At 36.0% G+C, this 21,305-nt stretch carries 19 protein-coding genes; all 19 read left to right on the forward strand.

The genetic code is table 11. From position 1 onward, the window contains the following. Positions 1–67 precede the first annotated feature (67 nt). The 19 genes from ALGA_RS11255 (at position 68) to ALGA_RS11345 (ending at position 20,775) form a co-directional block, all read left to right on the forward strand. Positions 68–529, forward strand: a complete 462-nt coding sequence (locus ALGA_RS11255) for a hypothetical protein (protein ID WP_096429392.1) — start codon at positions 68–70, stop codon at positions 527–529. 191 nt (positions 530–720) lie between these two features. Next, complete coding sequence (locus ALGA_RS11260; RefSeq protein ID WP_096429393.1) at positions 721–1,317, forward strand: outer membrane beta-barrel protein; 597 nt, start codon at positions 721–723, stop codon at positions 1,315–1,317. Between the two features lie 43 nt (positions 1,318–1,360). Then, on the forward strand, positions 1,361–2,464 hold the full coding sequence (gene dprA / locus ALGA_RS11265) for a DNA-processing protein DprA (RefSeq protein ID WP_096429394.1): 1,104 nt from the start codon (positions 1,361–1,363) through the stop codon (positions 2,462–2,464). 205 nt (positions 2,465–2,669) lie between these two features. Then, positions 2,670–4,004: an NADP-specific glutamate dehydrogenase gene (gdhA, locus tag ALGA_RS11270; protein ID WP_096429395.1), complete on the forward strand. Its 1,335-nt coding sequence runs from the start codon at positions 2,670–2,672 to the stop codon at positions 4,002–4,004. 120 nt (positions 4,005–4,124) lie between these two features. Continuing rightward, the gene (locus ALGA_RS11275; RefSeq protein ID WP_096429396.1) at positions 4,125–4,892 is read left to right on the forward strand and encodes a TatD family hydrolase; all 768 of its coding nucleotides are present in this window, start codon (positions 4,125–4,127) and stop codon (positions 4,890–4,892) included. A 15-nt stretch (positions 4,893–4,907) separates the two neighbouring features. Next, complete coding sequence (locus ALGA_RS11280; RefSeq protein ID WP_096429397.1) at positions 4,908–5,942, forward strand: asparaginase; 1,035 nt, start codon at positions 4,908–4,910, stop codon at positions 5,940–5,942. A gap of 214 nt (positions 5,943–6,156) precedes the next feature. Further along, a complete protein-coding gene (locus ALGA_RS11285) occupies positions 6,157–6,978 on the forward strand; it encodes a MotA/TolQ/ExbB proton channel family protein (protein ID WP_096429398.1) in 822 nt (273 codons plus the stop codon). Positions 6,979–6,987: 9 nt separating this feature from the next. After that, on the forward strand, positions 6,988–7,437 hold the full coding sequence (locus ALGA_RS11290) for a hypothetical protein (RefSeq protein WP_096429399.1): 450 nt from the start codon (positions 6,988–6,990) through the stop codon (positions 7,435–7,437). 41 nt (positions 7,438–7,478) lie between these two features. Further along, positions 7,479–8,057 carry an ExbD/TolR family protein gene (locus ALGA_RS11295; RefSeq protein WP_096429400.1) on the forward strand — a complete coding sequence of 193 codons (579 nt, stop codon included), beginning with the start codon at positions 7,479–7,481 and terminating at the stop codon, positions 8,055–8,057. Continuing rightward, positions 8,057–8,524, forward strand: a complete 468-nt coding sequence (locus ALGA_RS11300; protein ID WP_096429401.1) for an ExbD/TolR family protein — start codon at positions 8,057–8,059, stop codon at positions 8,522–8,524. Before ALGA_RS11295 ends, ALGA_RS11300 begins: the two co-directional genes overlap by 1 nt. 411 nt (positions 8,525–8,935) lie before the next feature. After that, complete coding sequence (locus ALGA_RS11305; protein ID WP_096429402.1) at positions 8,936–9,946, forward strand: L-rhamnose/proton symporter RhaT; 1,011 nt, start codon at positions 8,936–8,938, stop codon at positions 9,944–9,946. A 36-nt stretch (positions 9,947–9,982) separates the two neighbouring features. Then, the gene (locus ALGA_RS11310; RefSeq protein WP_096429403.1) at positions 9,983–11,116 is read left to right on the forward strand and encodes a mandelate racemase/muconate lactonizing enzyme family protein; all 1,134 of its coding nucleotides are present in this window, start codon (positions 9,983–9,985) and stop codon (positions 11,114–11,116) included. A gap of 2 nt (positions 11,117–11,118) precedes the next feature. After that, positions 11,119–12,555, forward strand: coding sequence for an NAD-dependent succinate-semialdehyde dehydrogenase (locus ALGA_RS11315; protein WP_096429404.1), 1,437 nt, complete (start codon positions 11,119–11,121; stop codon positions 12,553–12,555). 30 nt (positions 12,556–12,585) lie between these two features. Beyond that, on the forward strand, positions 12,586–13,257 hold the full coding sequence (locus tag ALGA_RS11320) for a bifunctional 4-hydroxy-2-oxoglutarate aldolase/2-dehydro-3-deoxy-phosphogluconate aldolase (RefSeq protein WP_197705549.1): 672 nt from the start codon (positions 12,586–12,588) through the stop codon (positions 13,255–13,257). Positions 13,258–13,324: 67 nt separating this feature from the next. Next, positions 13,325–14,416, forward strand: a complete 1,092-nt coding sequence (locus ALGA_RS11325; protein WP_096429405.1) for a sugar kinase — start codon at positions 13,325–13,327, stop codon at positions 14,414–14,416. Positions 14,417–14,615: 199 nt separating this feature from the next. After that, positions 14,616–16,085, forward strand: coding sequence for a sulfatase family protein (locus tag ALGA_RS11330; protein ID WP_197705550.1), 1,470 nt, complete (start codon positions 14,616–14,618; stop codon positions 16,083–16,085). Between the two features lie 37 nt (positions 16,086–16,122). Beyond that, positions 16,123–19,362, forward strand: coding sequence for a glycoside hydrolase family 2 TIM barrel-domain containing protein (locus ALGA_RS11335; protein WP_096429406.1), 3,240 nt, complete (start codon positions 16,123–16,125; stop codon positions 19,360–19,362). Positions 19,363–19,388: 26 nt separating this feature from the next. Then, entirely contained in the window at positions 19,389–19,709 is a 321-nt protein-coding gene (locus ALGA_RS11340; protein WP_096429407.1) for a VOC family protein, read from the forward strand. A gap of 208 nt (positions 19,710–19,917) precedes the next feature. Continuing rightward, positions 19,918–20,775, forward strand: coding sequence for an AraC family transcriptional regulator (locus ALGA_RS11345; protein WP_096429408.1), 858 nt, complete (start codon positions 19,918–19,920; stop codon positions 20,773–20,775). Positions 20,776–21,305 lie beyond the last annotated feature (530 nt).

Consider the following 21,305-nt stretch of genomic DNA (forward strand, 5'->3'; position numbering starts at 1 on the left):
AAGGAATTTTCATTGTTAAGCTCCACTTTAGTTTTTACCTTTGATAAAACTCAATTTGATAGGAAAAATGACAATAAACAATCAAAATCGCGCAGCCTGGATTAAGCTTTTCTATTATGTCCTAATATTTTTATATCTGGCGGTAAGCATTATTTTAATTTATTTGAAGGTAGAACCGATTTATCCAATTTTTGGGGCAATCAGTGTTTTCGTTTTTTCCATCATTGCAATAAGCTTGTTACTCAACTTAAATTATATCATCTACCAGGAATCGGAAGAGAAAATAATTTTGAGATATTATCCATTACATCCTTTTCATCATAAATTCAAATCTATTGAAATTCCTAAAAAATCGTTATCACATTTCGATTTGAATCAAAAGTTGTTTGGATTAAGGCCAGAGCTTACGCTGTACCAGCAAACAGATAGAGGATTAGCGAAATATCCATCGGTGAGCATTTCTTCTCTTTCAAAATCAAGTCGGGCTAAAATGATTAATTCTCTGCAAAAAAGCACCACTAACAAATAATAAAATTTACACTCACAGAAATGCACTAAAATATCCAGCGGGGCGTTATCTTTTCTGTAATATCATTTTGAAATTGCAATGGATTGGAGATGTTTCGGTAAATAAGTGGGCGTGAATGCAATTAATTGTATGTCCAGAGATTGTTTCAAAAATGAACAGGTATAAATCCTTTATTGAATATTATATAAAACATGATTAGAAAAATTAAAACTCAGTTAGCGCTATTGCTTATGGTGCTTGTATTACCAACTACTTTATTGGCTCAGGAAAATGATCTAAGACTTAATGTTGGAATCCCTTTAGGAACATATGGGAAGTTTGATCATAACTTTACAGGAACAAATGAGTCCATTTCTCCTTCCTTTATTATTCAGCTGGAGAAAAATTGGAAGCCTGATTTAAGCATCGGTGCCTATGTTGGCTATGCAGGACAAAAACATGAGTTTAATTTGGATGAGGTGAAATATAACTACTATCGATTTGGAACGGTACTAACTTATGAATTGAATGCTTGGCTTTCCGAAATGAATATTGCTACCGATAATGGTATTGAAATGTATGCGAGCCTAAAAACAGGGCTCTCTTTGGAAAATAGAACGAGTTCGTTTTCTCAGCTGGACGCCGGTAATATTCAATATATCAGTAATGATACCAGAAATAGGCTATTGTTTGATTTAGGTGTAGTATTGGGAACCCGCTATCATTTTTCAAATCAATTTGGAATTTTTGCAGAACTAGGTTGGGGAAATGCAGGGTTTTTTACGATAGGAACGACCTTTGCCTTATAAATATTTTGTAAATTAGACTCTGTTTATTTAATTGGATGAATGTATGGAGGATATTTATAAAATTGCAATAAGTTTTTTAGATGGGATAGGCCCGGTTAATACTAAAAAAGTAATTGCTTATACTGGCAGTGTTGAGGGGCTGTTTAAAGAAAAAAAGCAAAATTTGCTTAAAATACCTGGAATTGGAAAATCTTTTATCGATAAATTGGATAGAGAGTCATCGATTCAATTGGCTGAGGAAGAGCTGAAGTTTATATCTGATAATCATATTAAAGTTAGTTTTTATTTGGAGAAAGATTATCCGCAAAGACTATTGAATTGTGCCGATTCACCATGCACACTTTATTATAAAGGGAATACTGATTTTAATGTAGAACGTGCGATTAGTATTGTAGGGACTCGAAATGCCAGTGATTACGGCCGGGAGATTTGTAATAAGTTGATTCAAGATCTATCCGAAAAAGAAAGTAAGCCTTTAATTATAAGTGGCCTTGCATATGGTGTTGATATCTGTGCACACAAAGCAGCTTTGCGTAACCAATTGAAAACTGTTGCAGCAATCGGTCATGGTTTGCATACGATGTACCCCTCACAACATAAAAGATATGCTGAGGAGATAATAAATCAGGGTGCATTAATCAGTGAATTTACATCCAAAAGTAAATTTGATCCTAAAAATTTTGTTCGTAGAAATAGAATCATTGCCGGGATGGCAGATGCTACTATTGTTATTGAGTCGGCGGCAAAAGGTGGTTCTTTGGTGACTGCCGATATTGCGAATTCGTACAATAGAGATGTGTTTGCATTTCCAGGACGGACCTCGGATAAAAGTTCTATCGGCTGTAATAAATTAATAAAAACCAATCAAGCTCATCTTATCGAGAGTATTTCCGATTTGGAATATATATTAGGATGGGAAAATCAGAGTGAGAAGCCGAAAAATGTACAGACAAAATTATTTGTAGAGCTTTCGCCCGACGAGGAGGCATTGGTTCAGATACTTAAAGAGGCAGGGAGTGTGGCCATTGATAGGATTAGTTTTAAAACTTCATTTCCGATGAGTAAAGTGTCAAGTTTACTCCTGAAACTGGAATTTAATGGCGTAATAAAATCACTTCCGGGTAAAATATACAGTTTGAATACATGAATTTTGTCACTATTTTATAATTAATGTTGTAAAGCAGAAATTAAACGTCCGCAATGTATTGGTATTCAGTGTTTAGTGATTTACGAAAACGTTGTAAGAAAAATTACGAATTTAATTTGTGATTATGAAAAAATATATACTTTTGAACCAAGAACTAATATATTTAAACAACACAATCTAATTTAATTTCATAACATAGTTTGGCATGGAAGCAAAGATTAATGAATTCATGGAAGGCCTTAAGGCCAAAACTCCTGGAGAAGTAGAATTTCATCAGGCAGTTCAAGAAGTAGTCGAAACAGTTTGGGATACTTATGATGCAAATCCTAAGTACAAAGCTGCTAAGATTCTTGATAAAATGTGTGAGCCGGAACGTACAATTATGTTTCGCGTACCATGGATCAATGATAATGGTGAAGTTGAAATCAATCGCGGATACCGTGTTGAATTCAATAGTGCAATTGGACCCTATAAAGGTGGATTACGTTTTCACCCGTCGGTTACTCTAAGTGCATTGAAATTTTTAGGATTTGAACAAACTTTCAAAAACTCGTTAACCACATTGCCAATGGGTGGTGGTAAAGGAGGTTCCGATTTCAACGCTAAAGGAAGATCTGACAATGAAATTATGCGTTTCTGTCAAAGTTTCATGACTGAGCTTTGTAGACACATTGGTCCTAATACTGATGTCCCAGCTGGTGATATCGGAGTGGGTGGTCGCGAGATTGGATATTTATTCGGACAGTACAAGAGAATTCGTAATGAATTTGTTGGTGTATTGACTGGTAAAGGTCTTGAGTTTGGTGGATCATTAATTCGTCCTGAAGCAACTGGTTTTGGTGCTGTTTATTTCGCTCAACATATGTTGGCTGAAAACAACGAAAGCCTTAAAGGAAAAACTGTTGCTCTTTCTGGATTCGGTAATGTAACTTGGGGTGCTGCTCTTAAATTAGTAGAGTTAGGTGCTAAAGTTGTTACTATCTCTGGTCCTGATGGATATGTGTACGATAAAGAAGGATTAAATGCAGAGAAGATCGATTACTTGTTGGATCTTCGTGCTTCGAACAACGATGTTGTTGCTCCTTATGCAGATAAATTTGGTGCAGTATTTTTCCCAGGTAAGAAACCTTGGGAAGCAAAAGTGGATCTTGCATTCCCTTGTGCAATTCAAAATGAATTGAATTTGGAAGATGCTGAGTTGTTGATTAGCAACGGATGTAAGTATGTTGTTGAAACATCAAACATGGGCTGTACTGCTGATGCTTGCAACTACCTTGTAGTTAATGCAGTGTTCGCTCCTGGTAAAGCTGCGAATGCAGGTGGAGTTGCTGTTTCTGGATTAGAAATGTCACAAAACTCTATGCGTTTTAATTGGTCTACCGAAGAGGTCGATGAGAAGTTAGGGCGTATCATGAAAGATATTCATGACACTTGTGTTAAATTCGGTACTGAAAATGGACACATCAACTACATTAAAGGTGCTAATATTGGTGGTTTTGTAAAAATTGCCGAAGCAATGCTCGCACAAGGTTGCGTATAAAAATCACATTGCCTGATATATAAAAAGCCGGCTAAGCCGGCTTTTTTTAATTGATATTTACTCACTATTATTTTGGCAGGTGTTCACTGTTTATATATGTTTGCAGAAAAGTAGAGAATTATGAAATTGATTGATACTCATTCCCATATATATTCAGATGAATTTAAAGATGATATTGAAGAAATTATCTCAAATTGTAAGAATGTAAATATTCAAAAAATTCTTCTTCCAAACATTGATTCGGAATCTATTCCAAAAATGAATCGTTTAGTTCAAGCTTTTCCTGAGATGTGTGTGCCAATGATGGGACTTCATCCAACTTCAGTTAAGGAAAACTATCAGGAGGAATTGGAGAATTGTAAAGAATGGCTTGCAAAAAACAAGTATTGTGCTGTTGGAGAGATTGGAATTGATTTGTATTGGGACAAAACATTTATTAAGGAACAGCAAATTGTTTTTGATACTCAAATTAATTGGGCTCTTGAAAAAGAACTTCCAATTGTAATTCATGCCAGAGATTCTTTTAATGAAATTTTTGAAATTCTGGAAGCCTATCGAAGTCGTAATCTGAAAGGTGTATTTCATAGCTTTACAGGAAATGTAGAGCAAGCTAATAAAGCAATTGATTTAGGATTTCTTTTAGGCATTAATGGGATTGTGACATTTAAGAATGCCGGACTTGATAAAACAATCGAAACGATAAGCTTGGATAAATTGGTTTTGGAAACTGATGCACCTTATTTAGCACCGGTACCAAAGAGGGGAAAAAGAAACGAGAGTTCTTATTTAATTCATATAGCCAATAAATTAGCGGAAATTTACCAAGTAAGTCTTAGTGAAGTCGCCAAAAAAACAACCGCTAACGCTGAAAAATTATTCAACATTTAATTGAGAGGATCTGAAATGGGAAAGAAGCAAACTTCTATTTTGATTATATATACCGGAGGAACAATTGGTATGGTGAACGATCCTGAAACTGGTTCGTTAAAACCATTTGATTTTGCTCATATCCTAAAACAAGTTCCTGAATTGAAGGAGTTTGGATTCAATTTGGAATCGATAGCTTTTGATCCGCTGATTGACTCTTCAAATTTGAACCCTGAAGTTTGGATAAAAATCGTTGAGATAATTAAGGATAATTATAAAAAATTTGATGGTTTTGTTGTATTGCATGGTACAGATACCATGTCTTACACAGCTTCAGCTTTGAGCTTCATGTTGGATAATTTACAAAAGCCTGTTATTCTCACCGGATCTCAATTGCCAATTGGTACATTACGAACCGATGGTAAAGAGAATCTGATTACAGCTATTGAAATTGCGGCAGCTTATCAAAACGGACAAGCGATGGTGCCTGAGGTTTGTGTTGTATTCGAGAATAGGCTTTTCCGTGGAAATAGAACCACAAAGCACAATGCGGAGCATTTTAATGCATTCTATTCATATAATTATCCTGATTTGGCGAAGATTGGTATTCATATCAATTATAATTATTCAGCAATTCATTACCCCAGTCAACCTGCAGAATTAGAGATATCAACATCTTTGGATTATAATATTGCTATTTTAAAGATATTTCCTGGTATTAATAAAACTGTGATTGATTCTATTTTAAATAGCAAAGGATTGAAAGCAGTAATAATGGAAACCTACGGTGCAGGAAATGCACCAACAGAGAAGTGGTTCATTGATTCTATAAAAGCGGCTATTGAAAAAGGAATAATAGTATATAATATTACCCAATGCGCTGCAGGCAGTGTTGAAATGGGTTTGTATGAAACTAGTATTGAGTTATTACGAGCTGGCGTAGTTAGTGGAAGGGATATGACTACAGAGGCCGCAGTTACCAAACTTATGTATGTGCTGGGGAAAAACCTAAATACAGAACAAATCAAATTCCTTTTAAATAAATCTTTGAAAGGCGAATTAAGCCAATAGTTTATTTGTTTTTCACATTTTTTTTGTAATTTGGTGCACTGTTTAGTGCCTTCTGCATTACATAAGATTTAATTCATGATCAACATGGAAAACAGGTGTGGAAAGACTTTATTTATTGAAAATAATATTTAACTAAGTAATTAGTTGATTTAGAGATCGCAATCGTTTAATTTTGTAAAAATAATTTCGTTAATTAAAATTTGAAAAACAGACTATGAAAAAGTTATTTGCATTTATAGCAGTTATCGGGATGCTAAGCTTAGGAGCGTCAACAAACGTATTTGCTCAGGATGAGACCGCAGAACAAGCTACCGTAGATACAACGCAAGTTGCAGAAGAGGTTGCTGAAGAAGTTGTAACAGAGGCAACTCCAGTAATGGAAGAGGAAGTAATTGAAAGTACTTCTTTCCATAAAGTTGTAAAAAAGCAGTTCATCCAAGGTGGTGCAATGTTTATGAGTTTTGTATTGTTAGCACTTATTTTAGGTTTGGCTCTTTCTATTGAAAGAATCATTTACTTAAATATGTCTACAACTAATACTAAGAAATTATTCGAAAATCTTGAGGATGCGTTGAATAACGGTGGTGTTGAGGCAGCAAAAGAAGTTTGTCGAAATACTCGTGGTCCAATTGCCAGTATTTTCTACCAAGGGCTTGATCGTATCGATGAAGGTATTGAAGTAGTTGAGAAATCAGTTATTTCTTACGGATCTGTTCAAATGGGTCTTTTAGAAAAAGGTCTTTCTTGGATTGGTTTGATGATTGGTCTTGCTCCTATGTTAGGATTTATGGGAACTGTAATTGGTATGATCGATGCTTTCGATTCTATCCAGTCTATGGGTACTATTTCTCCAGCAGCTGTAGCGGGTGGTATTAAAGTTGCTTTGATTACAACTGTATCTGGTTTGATCGTTGCTATGATCCTTCAGGTATTTTATAACTACTGTACTGCAAAAATTGATAGTATTGTAAATAATATGGAAGATGCTTCTATCACTCTTCTTGATATCCTAGTGAAATACAACTTAAAAAAATAATTGTAGACTATGTCAAATACATTGAGTAAATATTTAAATATTCTTACCTATGTAATGATTGGTCTAACAGCTATTTTTGTTGCCATGTTTTACTTAGGCGGAGATGTGCCAGATCAGGCATATGATACCCCAGTTTATACTGATGTTTTAATATATTGGGCGAATGCTTTGTTATATGTTTGTGCTGGATTGTCACTTCTTTTCCCTATTATTCAGTTAGTATCTAACCCAAAAGGAGCTGTTAAAGGTTTGGCTGGATTAGTTGGATTGGGTTTAATTGTCCTTCTTGCTTATTCATTATCAGACGGAACTTTGTTAGATCTTCCTGGTTATACTGGTGATGATAACACTCCTGGAGCATTACAATTTGCAGATACTGTATTGTACACCATGTATATTTTAGGTGTAGGAACAGTTCTTTCGATTGTGGTAACTGAAGTTTTAAGAACAGTACGTTAAGAATTTGATCTGAACTTTGTTCAGATCGTAATAACTTTATTATGGCAAGGAAAAAAACACCAGCAATTAATTCGAGTTCGATGGCCGATATTGCATTCTTGTTGTTAATTTTCTTTCTGGTTTCAACTACAATGGACATTGATACAGGTATCTATAAAAAGTTACCTCCAATTCCAGAACAGTTACCAGATGAAGCACCAAAAGTTAAACAACGTAATGTTTTAGCTATTTTGGTTAACCGCAACGATGACTTATTGGTTAATGGAGAGATTCTTGACATTTCACAATTGCGTGAGAAAACTAAAGAATTTATCTTGAACCCATTAAATAATAAAAATTTACCAGAGAAAAAAGTTACTGTAATTCCATTTTTTGGAGATGTATTGGTTTCTAAAGGATTAGTTTCACTGCAAAATGATCGCGGAACTAGTTACGAAATGTACATTAAAGTACAGGACGAACTTGCTGCTGCTTCTCGTGAATTAAAAGATGAGAAGGCAATGCAAAAGTGGAACATGAAATATGCAGATTTGGACCAAGAGCAGCAGGATGCTGTGAGAGATTACGTTCCTATGCAGATTTCTGAAGCTGAACCTAAAAATATAGGAGGGAACAAGTAATGGGAAAATTTAAAAAAGGAGGTTCTAAGGAACTTCCAGAAATTTCGACAGCATCTCTTCCTGATATCGTATTCATGCTTTTATTTTTCTTCATGGTTAGTACAACTATGCGTGAAGTGGAGCTGAATGTTGATGTTATGGTTCCAACGGCAAAAGAAATTGTTAAATTGGAAAAAAAGGATCTTGTAAGTAATATCTATGTAGGTGTTCCAATGAGACAGTTTGCAAAAACTATGGGTACAGAGCCTCAAATTCAATTGAACGATCAGTTTGCTTCGGTTGATGAAATTCAAGCTTTCATTTCTACGGAAAGAGAAGCGAGAAAAGAGGAATTGCGAAACAAGTTGACTACCTCTCTTAAGGTTGATCAATATACCAAAATGGGTATTATTATCGATATTAAGCAGGAGCTTAGAAAAGCTAGTTCGTTAAAACTGAACTATTCTACACGTGAAACAGCGGAATAATATTCCAAGTTTATACATATTAAAAAGGAGTCCATTTGGACTCCTTTTTTTTGTGCCTTATTTTCCCTTGCAATAAGTGTAGTGGAGCTTGAAATACCGGATTAGTATGATTACTGTTTCTGAAAAATATGATTCTGTTATCTGTGCGATACAGGTCGAGGAAGAATATGAGGAGGATACGATAAGTTATCCTCTAATATAGTTTGATGATTATTGTAATTTAGGGAGAATTGACTCTTGCTTGTTTTCTTGTTGATAGTATCTACCCTTTACCTAGTTGGGTATAGTAGGAGTGTTACAAATGATTCTCCAAAATTTAAACGGGGTAAAATAATGTAAGCACATGGTAAATTTCAAGAATATCATCCCAGTACATTTCTCTTTCTTTGTTATAAATAAAAAGTATATATTATGGAATTCGTATTTATACCCTTCGTTTTGGTATTATTCGCCAGTCTCTTTCAGGGATCATTTGGCCTTGGCATGAAATTCATGGCTCCTTTAAAATGGGAAGCGTGGTGGCTAGTTCATGCTACAGTAGCAATGTTAATTATCCCAATTGCCTGGGCTTTATTAGTAGTGCCCGACTTGTTTGGGGTTATTGCAGACGCTCCTTCTGAAGCTATTTGGATCGGCATGTTGTTTGGATTTTTGTGGGGAATTGGAGGAATAATGTTTGGGAAGAGTATTCCATATATTGGAATCTCACTAACGTACGGGATTGTAATGGGTGTTTGCTCGGCTGTTGGTAGTTTAATACCATTCTTTCAATTAGATGGAGCTGTTGATTTGCCTGCATTTCCATATGTTATGGCAGGTGTTGCATTAATGTTAGTTGGTGTTGCTATTACCGCATTTGCGGGAATAAAGCGCGATAATGTAGCTCAAAAAGAAAATGGAGGTGCCGTAAACCTAAAGGTGGGATTAATTATTGCTCTCGTTAGTGGTGTTTTATCAGCTTTGCTGAATGTCGGTTTTGTTAATGCTCAGCCGGTTGGTAAGGTTGCTGAGGCAGCAGGCGCAATTGCAAGAAATAGTAGTTTGGCTATTTGGGTTGTTGTTCTTCTTGGTGCGTATGTGATGAATGCAGGATATGCGCTATTTCTACTTTTCAAAAATAAAACATGGGATTCTTTCTCTGTTCCAAATTCCGGAAAAGCTTATGCTTGGGCAATTGGAGCTGGCTTGTTGTGGTTCGGAGCATTGGGTGTTTACGGACAAGGAGCGACATTGATGGGCGAAATGGGACCTATAATTGGATGGCCAATCTTGCTGGGAGTTTCACTTGTTGTGAGTAATGTTTGGGCTTATCTAAATAAAGAGTGGGATGGGGCGAAAAAGCCTTTTGCAATATTACTTGGAGGTTTGTTTGTCCTTATCGTTGCTACCGTAGTTTTAGGGTATTCCAATGGTGTTGTGTAAAGGAAGTAAGTTGTTATTCTTGATAAAGATTTGGGTATGAAAATAAAGTCAATAGAGAGTTTTGTACTTTCGGATAAATTAGATGAAAGTTTTTACTTTTCGCAGTGGGAGTATGCTGAAAGGCGTATTTGTATAGTGAAAGTTACAAGTGATACAGGTCATGTTGGTTGGGGTGAAGGTTATGGACCTGCCGGTGTTATCAAGGCTGGAATAGAACTCCTAACACCGTTTTTAATTGGGCAAAATCCTTTGGAGACAGAAACCATCTGGAGTACAATGTATCGCCGAACATTAGATTTTGCAAGAAGAGGTGTTCTGGTTGCTTCCATTAGTGCTATTGATGTGGCTTTGTGGGACTTAAAAGGTAAGATAATGGAACTGCCTGTTCACTTATTATTGGGTGGAAAAAAAAGGGATTTTATTACGCCTTATGCAACGGGTATGTATTATACGCATTGCGATAATTTAGGCGATAAGCTTGTTAATGAGGCCAAACAATATGTCGACATGGGATTTAAAATCATGAAAATGAAAGTTGGTCTTAGCATAGAAGAGGATATTGAGTATGTTAGAAGAGTTCGTGAAGCTATTGGCCCAAATATTAAGCTCGCAATTGACTCTAATCATGCTTACAACTTAAGAGAAGCAATTCAGTTGGCAAATGCTGTGGAGAAATATGATATATCATGGTTTGAAGAACCAATATCTCCAGAAAATTATGCTCAATATGCTGAATTGAGAACAAAAACTACTATTCCAATTTCAGGTGGCGAGTGTGAATATCTTCGTTTTGGTTTTCAGACTTTATTGAAATCAAATTGTGTAGACATTGTGCAACCGGATATTTGTGCATCAGGAGGATTGACCGAGGCTAAAAGAATTGCTGTGCTCGCATCTGTTTATGGTGTAGAACTGATTCCACACACTTGGGGAACTGGTATAGCCATATCAGCGGCTTTACATTTTGTAAGTAATTTGGATGTGTTGCCAGGACGGCTTAGAACGCCAAATTGTTTGTTGGAATATGACAGAACCGAGAATGCTTTAAGAGAAGAGCTTACTAGTACTGACATGGTAATGAAAGACGGTAAGATTGTAATTAGTGACAAGCCTGGATTAGGTTTTGAATTGAATGAAGATGCGGTGCATAAATATACTTTAAAAAATTAGATATGAACTTTGGATATAAGAAACTATACATAGGTGGTGAGCTTCGTGACTCAATTTCCGGAGCTAAAAAGGATGTAATTTGTCCTGCAACAGAAGAAGTGGTTGGAACTCTTGCCTGGGCTGGGAAAGAAGATGCTGAATTGGCATTGGATGAGGCTCAGAAAGGGTTTAAATACTGGTCGAAGCTGTCTCTTAAGGAGAGAACGGTATGGATGATGAAATTGCGTGAGGAAGTATTGAAGAATGATGATCTTTTGCGCAAAGCCGTTGTAATGGAAATGGGAAAATCCTACGACGCAGCTTGGGAAGATATTGAGTCTATAGTGAATGCTCTTGAATTTTATCCAGGTGCAATGCGTAATATGCATGATGAAATTATTCCTGATCTTGAGAATACACATCGTCATAAGATAGTTAATCGACCTGCAGGTGTAGCAGTAGCTTATCTTGCTTGGAATTTTCCTCTTTTAAATGTTGGATTCAAAATTGGTCCAGCCTTGGCTGCGGGATGTTCTATAATTATTAAGCCTTCTGGCTTAACTTCATTATCATCTTATGTGTTAGGAGAGATTCTTTACAATATGAATTTCCCTGCTGGTGTAATTAATTTTATCAGCGGTCCTGTTAGTGAAGTTGCCTACACAATGACTACAAGTAAAATTCCAAAAGTGTTAACTATGATTGGTTCTTCTGAATCTGGTCGACAAGTTATGGCTGATTCTGCTACATCTGTAAAGCATGTTAGTATGGAATTGGGAGGGAATGCTCCTTTTATTGTTTGTGAAGATGCAGACTTAGAGACTGCAACTAATATCGGGATTGCATTGAAATATGGTAATTGTGGACAGATTTGTGTAGCCGTTAACCGATTCTTAATTCATGAAAAGGTATATGATGAATTTCTTGAAATGTTTATCGCTAAAGCAAAAAAGGTAAAAGTTGGTTTTGGCTTTGATGAAAAACCAGATATGGGACCTTTGGTTACTCTGAAAGACAGAGAGCGAATTCTCAAAATGGTTGAAGATGATGTGGCGAGTGGAGCTACTCTTGTGTTGGGTGGTGGAATTCCGAAAGATAAAAAAGTAGGAAACTTTATCGAGCCGACTATCATAACTGGACTCACAACAGAAATGCGTTGTTTTAAAGAAGAGATTTTTGGGCCAGTTGCTGCAATCATGAAATTCTCAACAAATGAAGAAGCAATCGAATTGGGTAACGATACTGTGTACGGTTTGGTTTCTTATGTGTTCTCTAATAACGAAAAGGAAATCAGACGTTTTTCTGAAGAACTTGATTTTGGTGAAGTGCAGGTAAATGGTGTGAAATATGCAATTTATTTACCTCATGGAGGAATTAAAGAAAGTGGTATCGGACATGACTGTTCATACCTCGCTTTGAATGACTATTTAGTGAAGAAAAGAATAACAATTGCATTGTAAGTTTCTTCGAATAAAATTTAAAAATAAAATATGCAACCTATTGCACAACGGGCTATGTCGCCTGATATAATTAGAAAGATAGACGATTGCGGTATTATTGCCGTTCTGGTTATAGATGAGTTGAAACATGCTGTTCCTGTAGCTCAAGCTCTTCTTAAAGGAGGAATTGATGCAATCGAATTGACGCTTCGTACTCCAGTTGCTATGGAAGCTGCTCGCCTCATAAAAAAGGAGGTTCCTGAAATTAATTTAGGATTTGGTACCGTGTTAACTGTAGATCAAGTAAAGGCTGTAGCTGATTTGGGTGCTGATTTTGCAGTGGCCCCAGGTTGTAATCCGAAAGTTATTGCAGAGGCTTATAAGCAAGGCTTATCATTTGCTCCTGGAATTATGACCCCATCGGATATTGAGATAGCAGTGGAACAGGGCTGTAGAGTGCTTAAGTATTTTCCTGCTGAAACATCAGGAGGAATGGAGCATTTGACCAATATGGTTGCACCTTACCAATACTTAGGTTTAACATTTATTCCTTTAGGAGGATGCAATATTCATAATGCTCCTTCTTATTTGGAGTCTTCGTTAATTACTGCAATTGGAGGTTCTTGGGTAGCTAAACGCCCTCTAATTCAAGCTGAGGATTGGGATACAATTACAGCCAATGCAAGAGAAATTAGAGCGTTGATTACCAAGATTAGAAAATAGTAAGAATATTTCAGGCTTTGTTCTATTACTAATAGAACCGTAAAGTTGTGAGTCAAATATAATAAAGATGAAAACAATTATAACATTCGGTGAGATAATGGGGCGAATTTGCCCGGAAAATTTCCAACGTTTTCAACAAAGTATGCCAGGGAAACTTGACATGACTTTTGCCGGTGCAGAAGCTAATGTTGCTGCATCGATTGCTATGTTGGGAGGGAAAGTGAAATTTGTAACAGCACTGCCTGATAATGAAATGACTGATGCATGTTTATCTGTTTTGAAAGGGATTGATGTAGATGTTTCGGGAATTAAGAGAGTGAATCAGGGGCGATTTGGTTTGTATTTTGTTGAGCGTGGAGCCAATCAAAGACCAAGTCGGGTAATGTATGACAGAGATTATTCGGCGATATCATTAACACATGGTGAAGAATATGATTGGCGTAGATTATTTGCAGATGCTCAATGGCTGCATACAACCGGTATTACTCCATCCTTATCCGAAATCGCTGCAAATGCTACTGAAATTGCTGTTCGCACAGCGAAGGAAAAAGGTTTGTCTGTTTCTTGTGATTTAAACTTCAGAAAGAAACTTTGGCAATGGCAATCTGGAACTTCAGCTTCTGATCTTGCTCAAAAAACCATGCGTGCAATACTTCCGTTTGTTGATGTTGTGATTGCAAATGAAGAAGATGCTCATGATGTGTTGGGGATTTCTGCAGGAAATACAGATATCGAAGGAGGTAAGCTGGATGTAGAAAAATATACAGATGTAGCAAAAGAGATTGTAAGACAATTCCCAAATGTGAAGAAAGTTGCAATTACTTTACGGGAAAGTATTTCGGCTACACACAATAATTGGGGAGCTATGTTATACGATGCAGCTACTATGAAATCATATTTTGCACCGCTTACTGATGGGAAGTATACTCCTTATGAAATTAAGTCTATTATTGATCGTGTAGGAGGTGGTGATTCTTTTGGTGCATCTTTGGTTTATGCTTTAAATACTCCGGATTTATCTGATCCTGAAAAAACAATACGATTTGCTGTTGCAGCATCATGTTTGTGTCACTCAATTAATGGAGATTTTAATTATTCATCCCGATCAGAAGTCGAATCCTTAATGGGAGGTTCTGGCTCAGGAAGAGTTGTAAGATAATAACAACCAATTTAAACCGGAAGGTTTAAAAAGTTCATTAATAGCCATTTGGGAAACCTTCCATTTCCCAAATGACTATATACTCCATAAATTAGGTGTCTTATTTTAGCCATTTATGGATGTTTTCAATAGAGAATACTAACTATTTGTCTCTTTGTAAATTCAATCGTTTGTAAAGATGATTTTTCCTTTAAAGTATATGAAAAATATGATTTCGTTATTGAACATCAGTAAAATGGCCTTTTTAGGTCTTTTGTTCGTTTCAGTAAGTTGCGCTGGAACAGCAGAGAAGAAAGCAAAAGATTCACGTCCTAATATCCTTGTTATACTGTGTGATGATCTGGGTTATTCTGATGTTGGATTTAATGGAGCTAAAGATATCCCAACTCCTGCTTTAGATGGTTTGGCGGAAAGTGGAACCATTTTTTCTGCTGGTTACGTAACTCACCCTTTTTGTGGCCCGAGCCGTGCAAGTATCATGACTGGGCGTTATCCACACACAATGGGAGTACAATTTAACCTGCCTCCTAACAGCGAAACGATCGGAAAGGGTGTTCCTGTTGAAGAAACTTTTATTAGTAAAACATTACAGGAATCAGGATATTATACCGGAGCAATTGGGAAGTGGCATTTAGGTTCTGTGCCAAAATATCATCCTAATAAACGAGGATTTGATGAGTTTTTTGGCTTTTTAGGTGGAGGACATGAATATTTTCCTGATGAATATCGTGAGAAATACGAAAAACAGAAAAAAGCTGGGAAAAAAGTGATATTTGAATACCTGCTTCCTTTGGAACACAATGGAAAATCAGTTAGAGAAACAGAATATTTAACAGATGCCTTTTCGCGGGAAGCTGTTAGGTTTGTAGATGATGCATCGAAAAAAGAGAAGCCATTTTTCCTTTACCTTGCCTATAATGCTCCTCATGTACCTCTTCAGGCTAAAAAAGAAGATTTAGAGAAGTTTTCACAGATTAAAGATGAACATAGAAGAACCTATGCTGCTATGGTTTATGCTGTTGATCGTGGTGTTGAAGAAATAATAGAAAGTTTGAAAGCTAATGGTCAATTTGATAATACTCTAATTGTTTTCTTAAGTGATAACGGAGGTAAATTAAGTAAAGGAGCAACGAATTATCCATTACGAGAAGGCAAAGGCAGTGCTTGTGAAGGCGGTTATCGTGTACCCATGTTTTTTCATTGGCCAAATAAAGTTCCTGCAGGGGAACATTTTAATCATCCGGTTTCAGCGCTTGATTTTTACCCAACTTTCACACAATTAGGAGGTGCTAAAATGCCTGAAGGGAAAATTCTGGATGGTAAAAATATCTGGAGCGATTTTATTTCAGGAAAAGATGCTCATAAAGGGGATATGATTTACTGCTTGCGACATCGAACTGGTTTTACTGATGTTGGAGCTCGTCGTGATCAATGGAAAGCTTTACGACTTAATAATGAGCCTTGGAAATTATATGATGTTGATAAGGACATGGCAGAAAAATTTGATAAAAGTGCTGAACATCCAGAAATACTTAAGGAATTAATTTCGGAAGCGGAAAAGTGGAGTCAAACTCATATTCAACCTCGTTGGTGGCATGATGAGCAGACAGGTATAGATTGGAAAGAGAATAAAATGCCTAGATTTAATGAAACATTTGCTGTTGAGTAAATTTATTTTTGAATAAGGGATTCTAAAAAAGATATAAATGAAAAAGATACTTTCAATTCTTGGTTTAGCATTATTTGCTAGCGTTCAAATAGCATCCGCCCAAAACGATTGGGAAAACGAGATGATGTTTGAGAAAAATAAAATGAATGCTCGTGTTCCTAGTTATTCATTTAAAAGTGCGGAAGATGCATTGCTTGGGGATAGAGGAAATGCCAGAATAAAATCCTTAAATGGAATTTGGAAATTTAATTTTGTTGGGAAATCAGAAGATCGACCAATGGATTTTATGGCTAAGGATTTTGCAGGTAATAATTGGAATGATATTGATGTTCCATCTAATTGGGAATTAAAAGGCTATGGTCAACCCATCTATTCAAATATTATTTATCCTTTTACGCCTAATATTTTAGACACAACTTTAACTTATGATTGGAAAGGACCACAACCACCCCGACCACCTAAAATTTACAGAGACAATCCGGTAGGTAGCTACTTTAGAGATTTCGAAGTGCCTTCCGATTGGAAAGATCAATCGATAATTCTGCACTTTGGTGGAGTATCGTCGGCTTTTTATTTATGGGTTAATGGAGAAAAAGTTGGATACAGTCAAGGAAGTCGTTTAGCTGCCGAGTTCGATATTACAAAATATATTCAAGCAGGTAAAAACCGAATAGCATTACAAGTATTTCGCTGGAGCGATGGAAGTTATTTGGAAGATCAGGACATGTGGCGTTTAAGCGGTATTCATCGTGAAGTATTGCTAATGGCGCAACCTAAAATTGCATTGAACGACTTTTACGTTAGAACAAAATTTGATGCAAATCTGCAGGATGCCAAATTGGAAATTCGCCCACGTGTTTGGGTAAAAGAGAATGAATCGAATCTAGAAGGTTGGAAAATTACAGCTCAGCTTTTTGATGCAGAAAATAATGTGGTTTTAAGTGAAGCTCTTTCTACATCTGTAAAAGCAATATATAATGAAAGATGGCCACAAAGAGACATCACCAAATGGGCAATGATGGAGGCAAATATTCGATGCCCTCAAAAATGGACAGCGGAAACCCCTTATTTATACAAGCTGGTTTTTAGTGTCGTAAATCCTAAAGGAGAATTGGTTGAAGCTCGTAGTCAGAGCGTTGGTTTCCGAAAAGTTGAATTCAGTAAAAAGAATGAACTTTTAATAAACGGAAGGTCTATTGAAATAATGGGAGTTAACCGACACGATCATAGTCCGCTTAACGGAAAAGCATTAACTCGCGAAGAAATTAGAAAAGATGTTGAATTGTTGAAACAGTTTAATTTTAATGCTGTACGTACATCGCATTATCCAAATGACCCTTACTTTTTAGAGCTTTGTAATGAGTATGGATTGTATGTAATGGCTGAAGCAAATATCGAATGTCATCATTTGGGCAGTTTTATACCTCAAAGTCCAACTTGGCCTGCTGCTATTTTAAGTCGAACTATAAGGATGGTAGAACGCGATAAAAACGAGGCGTGTATTATTTCATGGTCGCTGGGAAATGAGGCCGGTACCGGACCCGCATTTGCAGCCTCATCGACTTGGGTTAAAGATTACGATCCATCACGATTTATTCATTATGAAGGAGCTCAGGGTGATCCAACAGATTCTCACTATCAAGAGGGAGATGCAGGCAGTAAAGCATTAGGAGGTCCAACGAAGTCTAATCCGGATGATCCCGATTATGTCGACGTTGTTAGCCGTATGTATCCAGATTTGAGTCAGTTAGTGAATATGTCAAACAGTGCTCATATTACACGACCAATTATTATGTGCGAGTATCTTCATGCAATGGGTAACTCTATTGGCGGATTAGTTGATTATTGGGATGAGATACGTGCTCGTCCTAACCTTATTGGGGGTTTTATTTGGGATATGATCGATCAGGGATTGGAAAAAACGAACGAAAGCGGACAGAAATTTTACGCCTATGGTGGTGATTTTGGAGATATTCCTAACGATGAAAACTTTTGTTTGAATGGAGTTTTTGCATCAGATCGAACCCCAAATCCACACGCTTGGGAATGTAAGTATATTTTTCAACCCGTTGTTTTCGAGGCTGCCAATTTGGAGAATACGCAAGTAAGAATTATCAATCGTTTTGCCTTTACGAATCTTAACAAATATGAGGTGCGTTGGATATTGTCTGAAAATGGGAAACAATTGCAAGCAGGAATCTTACTAAATCAAGATATTGCTGCTGGAAATTCGGCTATGGTAACTGTTCCATTTAAGAAAGTGGCCTTTACTAAAGATTCAGATTATTGGTTGCGTTTAAGCTTGCATGAAAAAACCGACCGTTTGTGGTGTGAGAAAGGTTTTGAAGTGGCCAAAGGCCAAATGCTTCTTAAAAAAAGAGAGCCTTTTCAAGTTTCAGCTTCACAGTCTAAGGAAAAAATTACAGCGAATGAGTCTGATACCGAAATTACAATAAAGGGTAAAGATTTTTCTGTTGCTGTTTCGAAAGTAAACGGACAATTAATTTCCTACAATATAAATGGGCTTGAGCAATTGAAATCTGCTTTACAACCAAACTTTTGGCGTCCGGCTATCGATAATGATACCAGAGGCGCAAGCAGTAAGGAATTCCATAGATCAATGAAACCATGGAAAGACTTAGTTGAAAACTTGAAAACAAATGGAGTGACTGTTACTTCTACGGATAGTAAAATGGTAAAACTGACAGTGAAACAAAGTTTCGAAGATAAAATCGAATTGGTAACTAGCTACACAATTTTTAATGACGGGAAAATTGATGTGAAATTGGAAATGGATGCTGATGAAAATCTTCCAAATATGATAAGATTTGGGATGACAATGGGCGTTTCGGGTACTTTTAACAATACCACGTACTATGGGAATGGACCTTTTGAAAATTACAGTGATCGAAAGCAGAGTGCGGAAGTCGATGAGTATAGCCTTAAAACCGATGATCTGTTTTATTCATATGAAAAGCCTCAGGAAAATGGGAACAGAACAGAAACTCGATGGGTGAAATTGATGACTGAAAATAAGAAATCAGGAATTAAGATTGTAGGTAAACCACATTTCGGATTTTCGGTTTGGCCTTATTCTAGCCAAAATCTTGGTGATGCAAAACATCCTTATGATTTAAAGTCTCAAGGGTTTTATACATTAAATATTGATTTTGCTCAAGCTGGTTTGGGGGGAACATTATCTCAAACATTACCTCAATATATTCTTAAATCAGGTAAATACAGCTTCGAGTTTACAATCGCACCTTTAAATAATTAAATCTAAAAATAATACAAAATAGCACTATGAAATATAAATTTAGTCACATAGGAATACCAACTACAGAAGAGAAAAATTGGGATGGCTTTTACGAAGCAGGTAAAATCCATTTTACAGATTTTAGTAAAGATGAGTTTGGTGTTGAATGGGTAAAATGTGATGCTGATAGTCCGATGCCTGCAATGTTCCAAAATGTAGCACATGTGGCTTATTTGGTTGATAATATTGAAGATGCATTGAAAGGTAAAGAGGTTTTAGTTGACACTTTTTCTCCGGGAGAAGGGGTACGAGTTGCATTTATTGTGCATAATGGATCCCCTATCGAATTCATGGAAATAAAAGAGTAATACCGTTGATATTTCATTTCAGTTTTGAGCAGTCCATAGGTTTAAATAAGCCATTGGACTGTTCTATTTTATGTATTATTGATGATTTACAAGCTGAAATTATAATCCGGTTATGGGAATTTTAGCTATATTGTGTTAATAAATACTAAGCCAATAGTATTTTGATAGTCAGAACTAATATGTGTCTATTTTATAGATTATTGATTTCATGAAGTTGATATTAAAAAATACTGACAGTTCCTTAAATGATAGAGTAATCATTACTAAAAAGGAAATTCCATGTCTGGATTCATCTTGGCATTATCATGATCAGTATGAGTTATTGTATATATCAAAAAGTAATGGTATTCGTTTTGTTGGCGATAGTGTTTCCCAATTCCACCCTGGTGAATTAGTATTAGTTAGCCCCTATTTGCCACACTTATGGCGAAATGATGCCTCTTACTATAAGGAGGACGACACTAATAAGGTGAAGACTATTATTATTAAATTTTCGAAAGATTTTATTGGTGAGGGAACTTTTAATCTGGCCGAATTTACTGATATAAATAATTTATTTGAACAGTCGAAATTTGGAGTGAGTTTTGGAAATAAGATTAGTAAAGCTCTGCACAACGAATTGATTCAGATTATAGACTTGTCACCTGCTCAACAATTAATTAAACTTTTAGACATATTGTGTCGTTTATCGAATACCGATGATAAAAAGATTTTGTCATCTTCAGATATGCGTCAATATACTACAGATAGTTCGGATCGTTTGGATACCGTTATAAAATTCGTTTCTGATAATTACGCCAGTGATATCAGTTTGAATGATGTTGCAGACATTGCTTGTATGACTACAAATTCGTTTTGTAGGTTTTTTAAAAAGATGACCAATAAATCTTTCACCCAATTTCTAAATGAAATTCGTATTCGTAATGCTTCACGTATTTTAGTACAGGAAGATATATCGGTATCCGAAGTTTGTTATATGGTAGGTTATAATTCAATTACCAATTTTAACCGCCAGTTTAAAGAGATAATGGGCAATACTCCTAATAGTTACCGTAACGCTATTTAACATTCACTTCTGGTTCAGCTCTTTTTTACCCCTCTCTTACCCTTATTTACCCTCAAATAAAAAGCGGGGTAAAATAATGCAAAAACAGGGTAATTTTAACCAGTCAGACCTCCTTTTTTTTCAGTTTATTTACAATAAATAAGTAAGGTGTAGTTACTTAGGTATTCTGGGTGTTTGTATCCACCTTTTGGAACTAGTAGGATATTATCCTTATAGAGTACGTGATAAAATAGGATATAAATATTATTCTGTTTAGATCTATTTGAAATTACATGTTGAAATAGATTATTGATATATGATTTGGTAACTCCTACTGATGTCGATATGGAGGTACATAGTGTTAATTAATTCAGTTAAATCAATAAATATTTTTTAAGGAATCTGATCAGAAATTCTATTGGCATATGCATCCAATGCAAACGATATAAAATTTAATCGCATTTCGAATTTATGATAATATATAACTCTAGTAATAAATTATGCGTCAAGAAAGGCTTTCAGCTGTCTTGGTGATATCTAATGTCAAAAAT

The organism is Labilibaculum antarcticum, from assembly GCF_002356295.1.
Lineage (GTDB): Bacteria > Bacteroidota > Bacteroidia > Bacteroidales > Marinifilaceae > Labilibaculum > Labilibaculum antarcticum.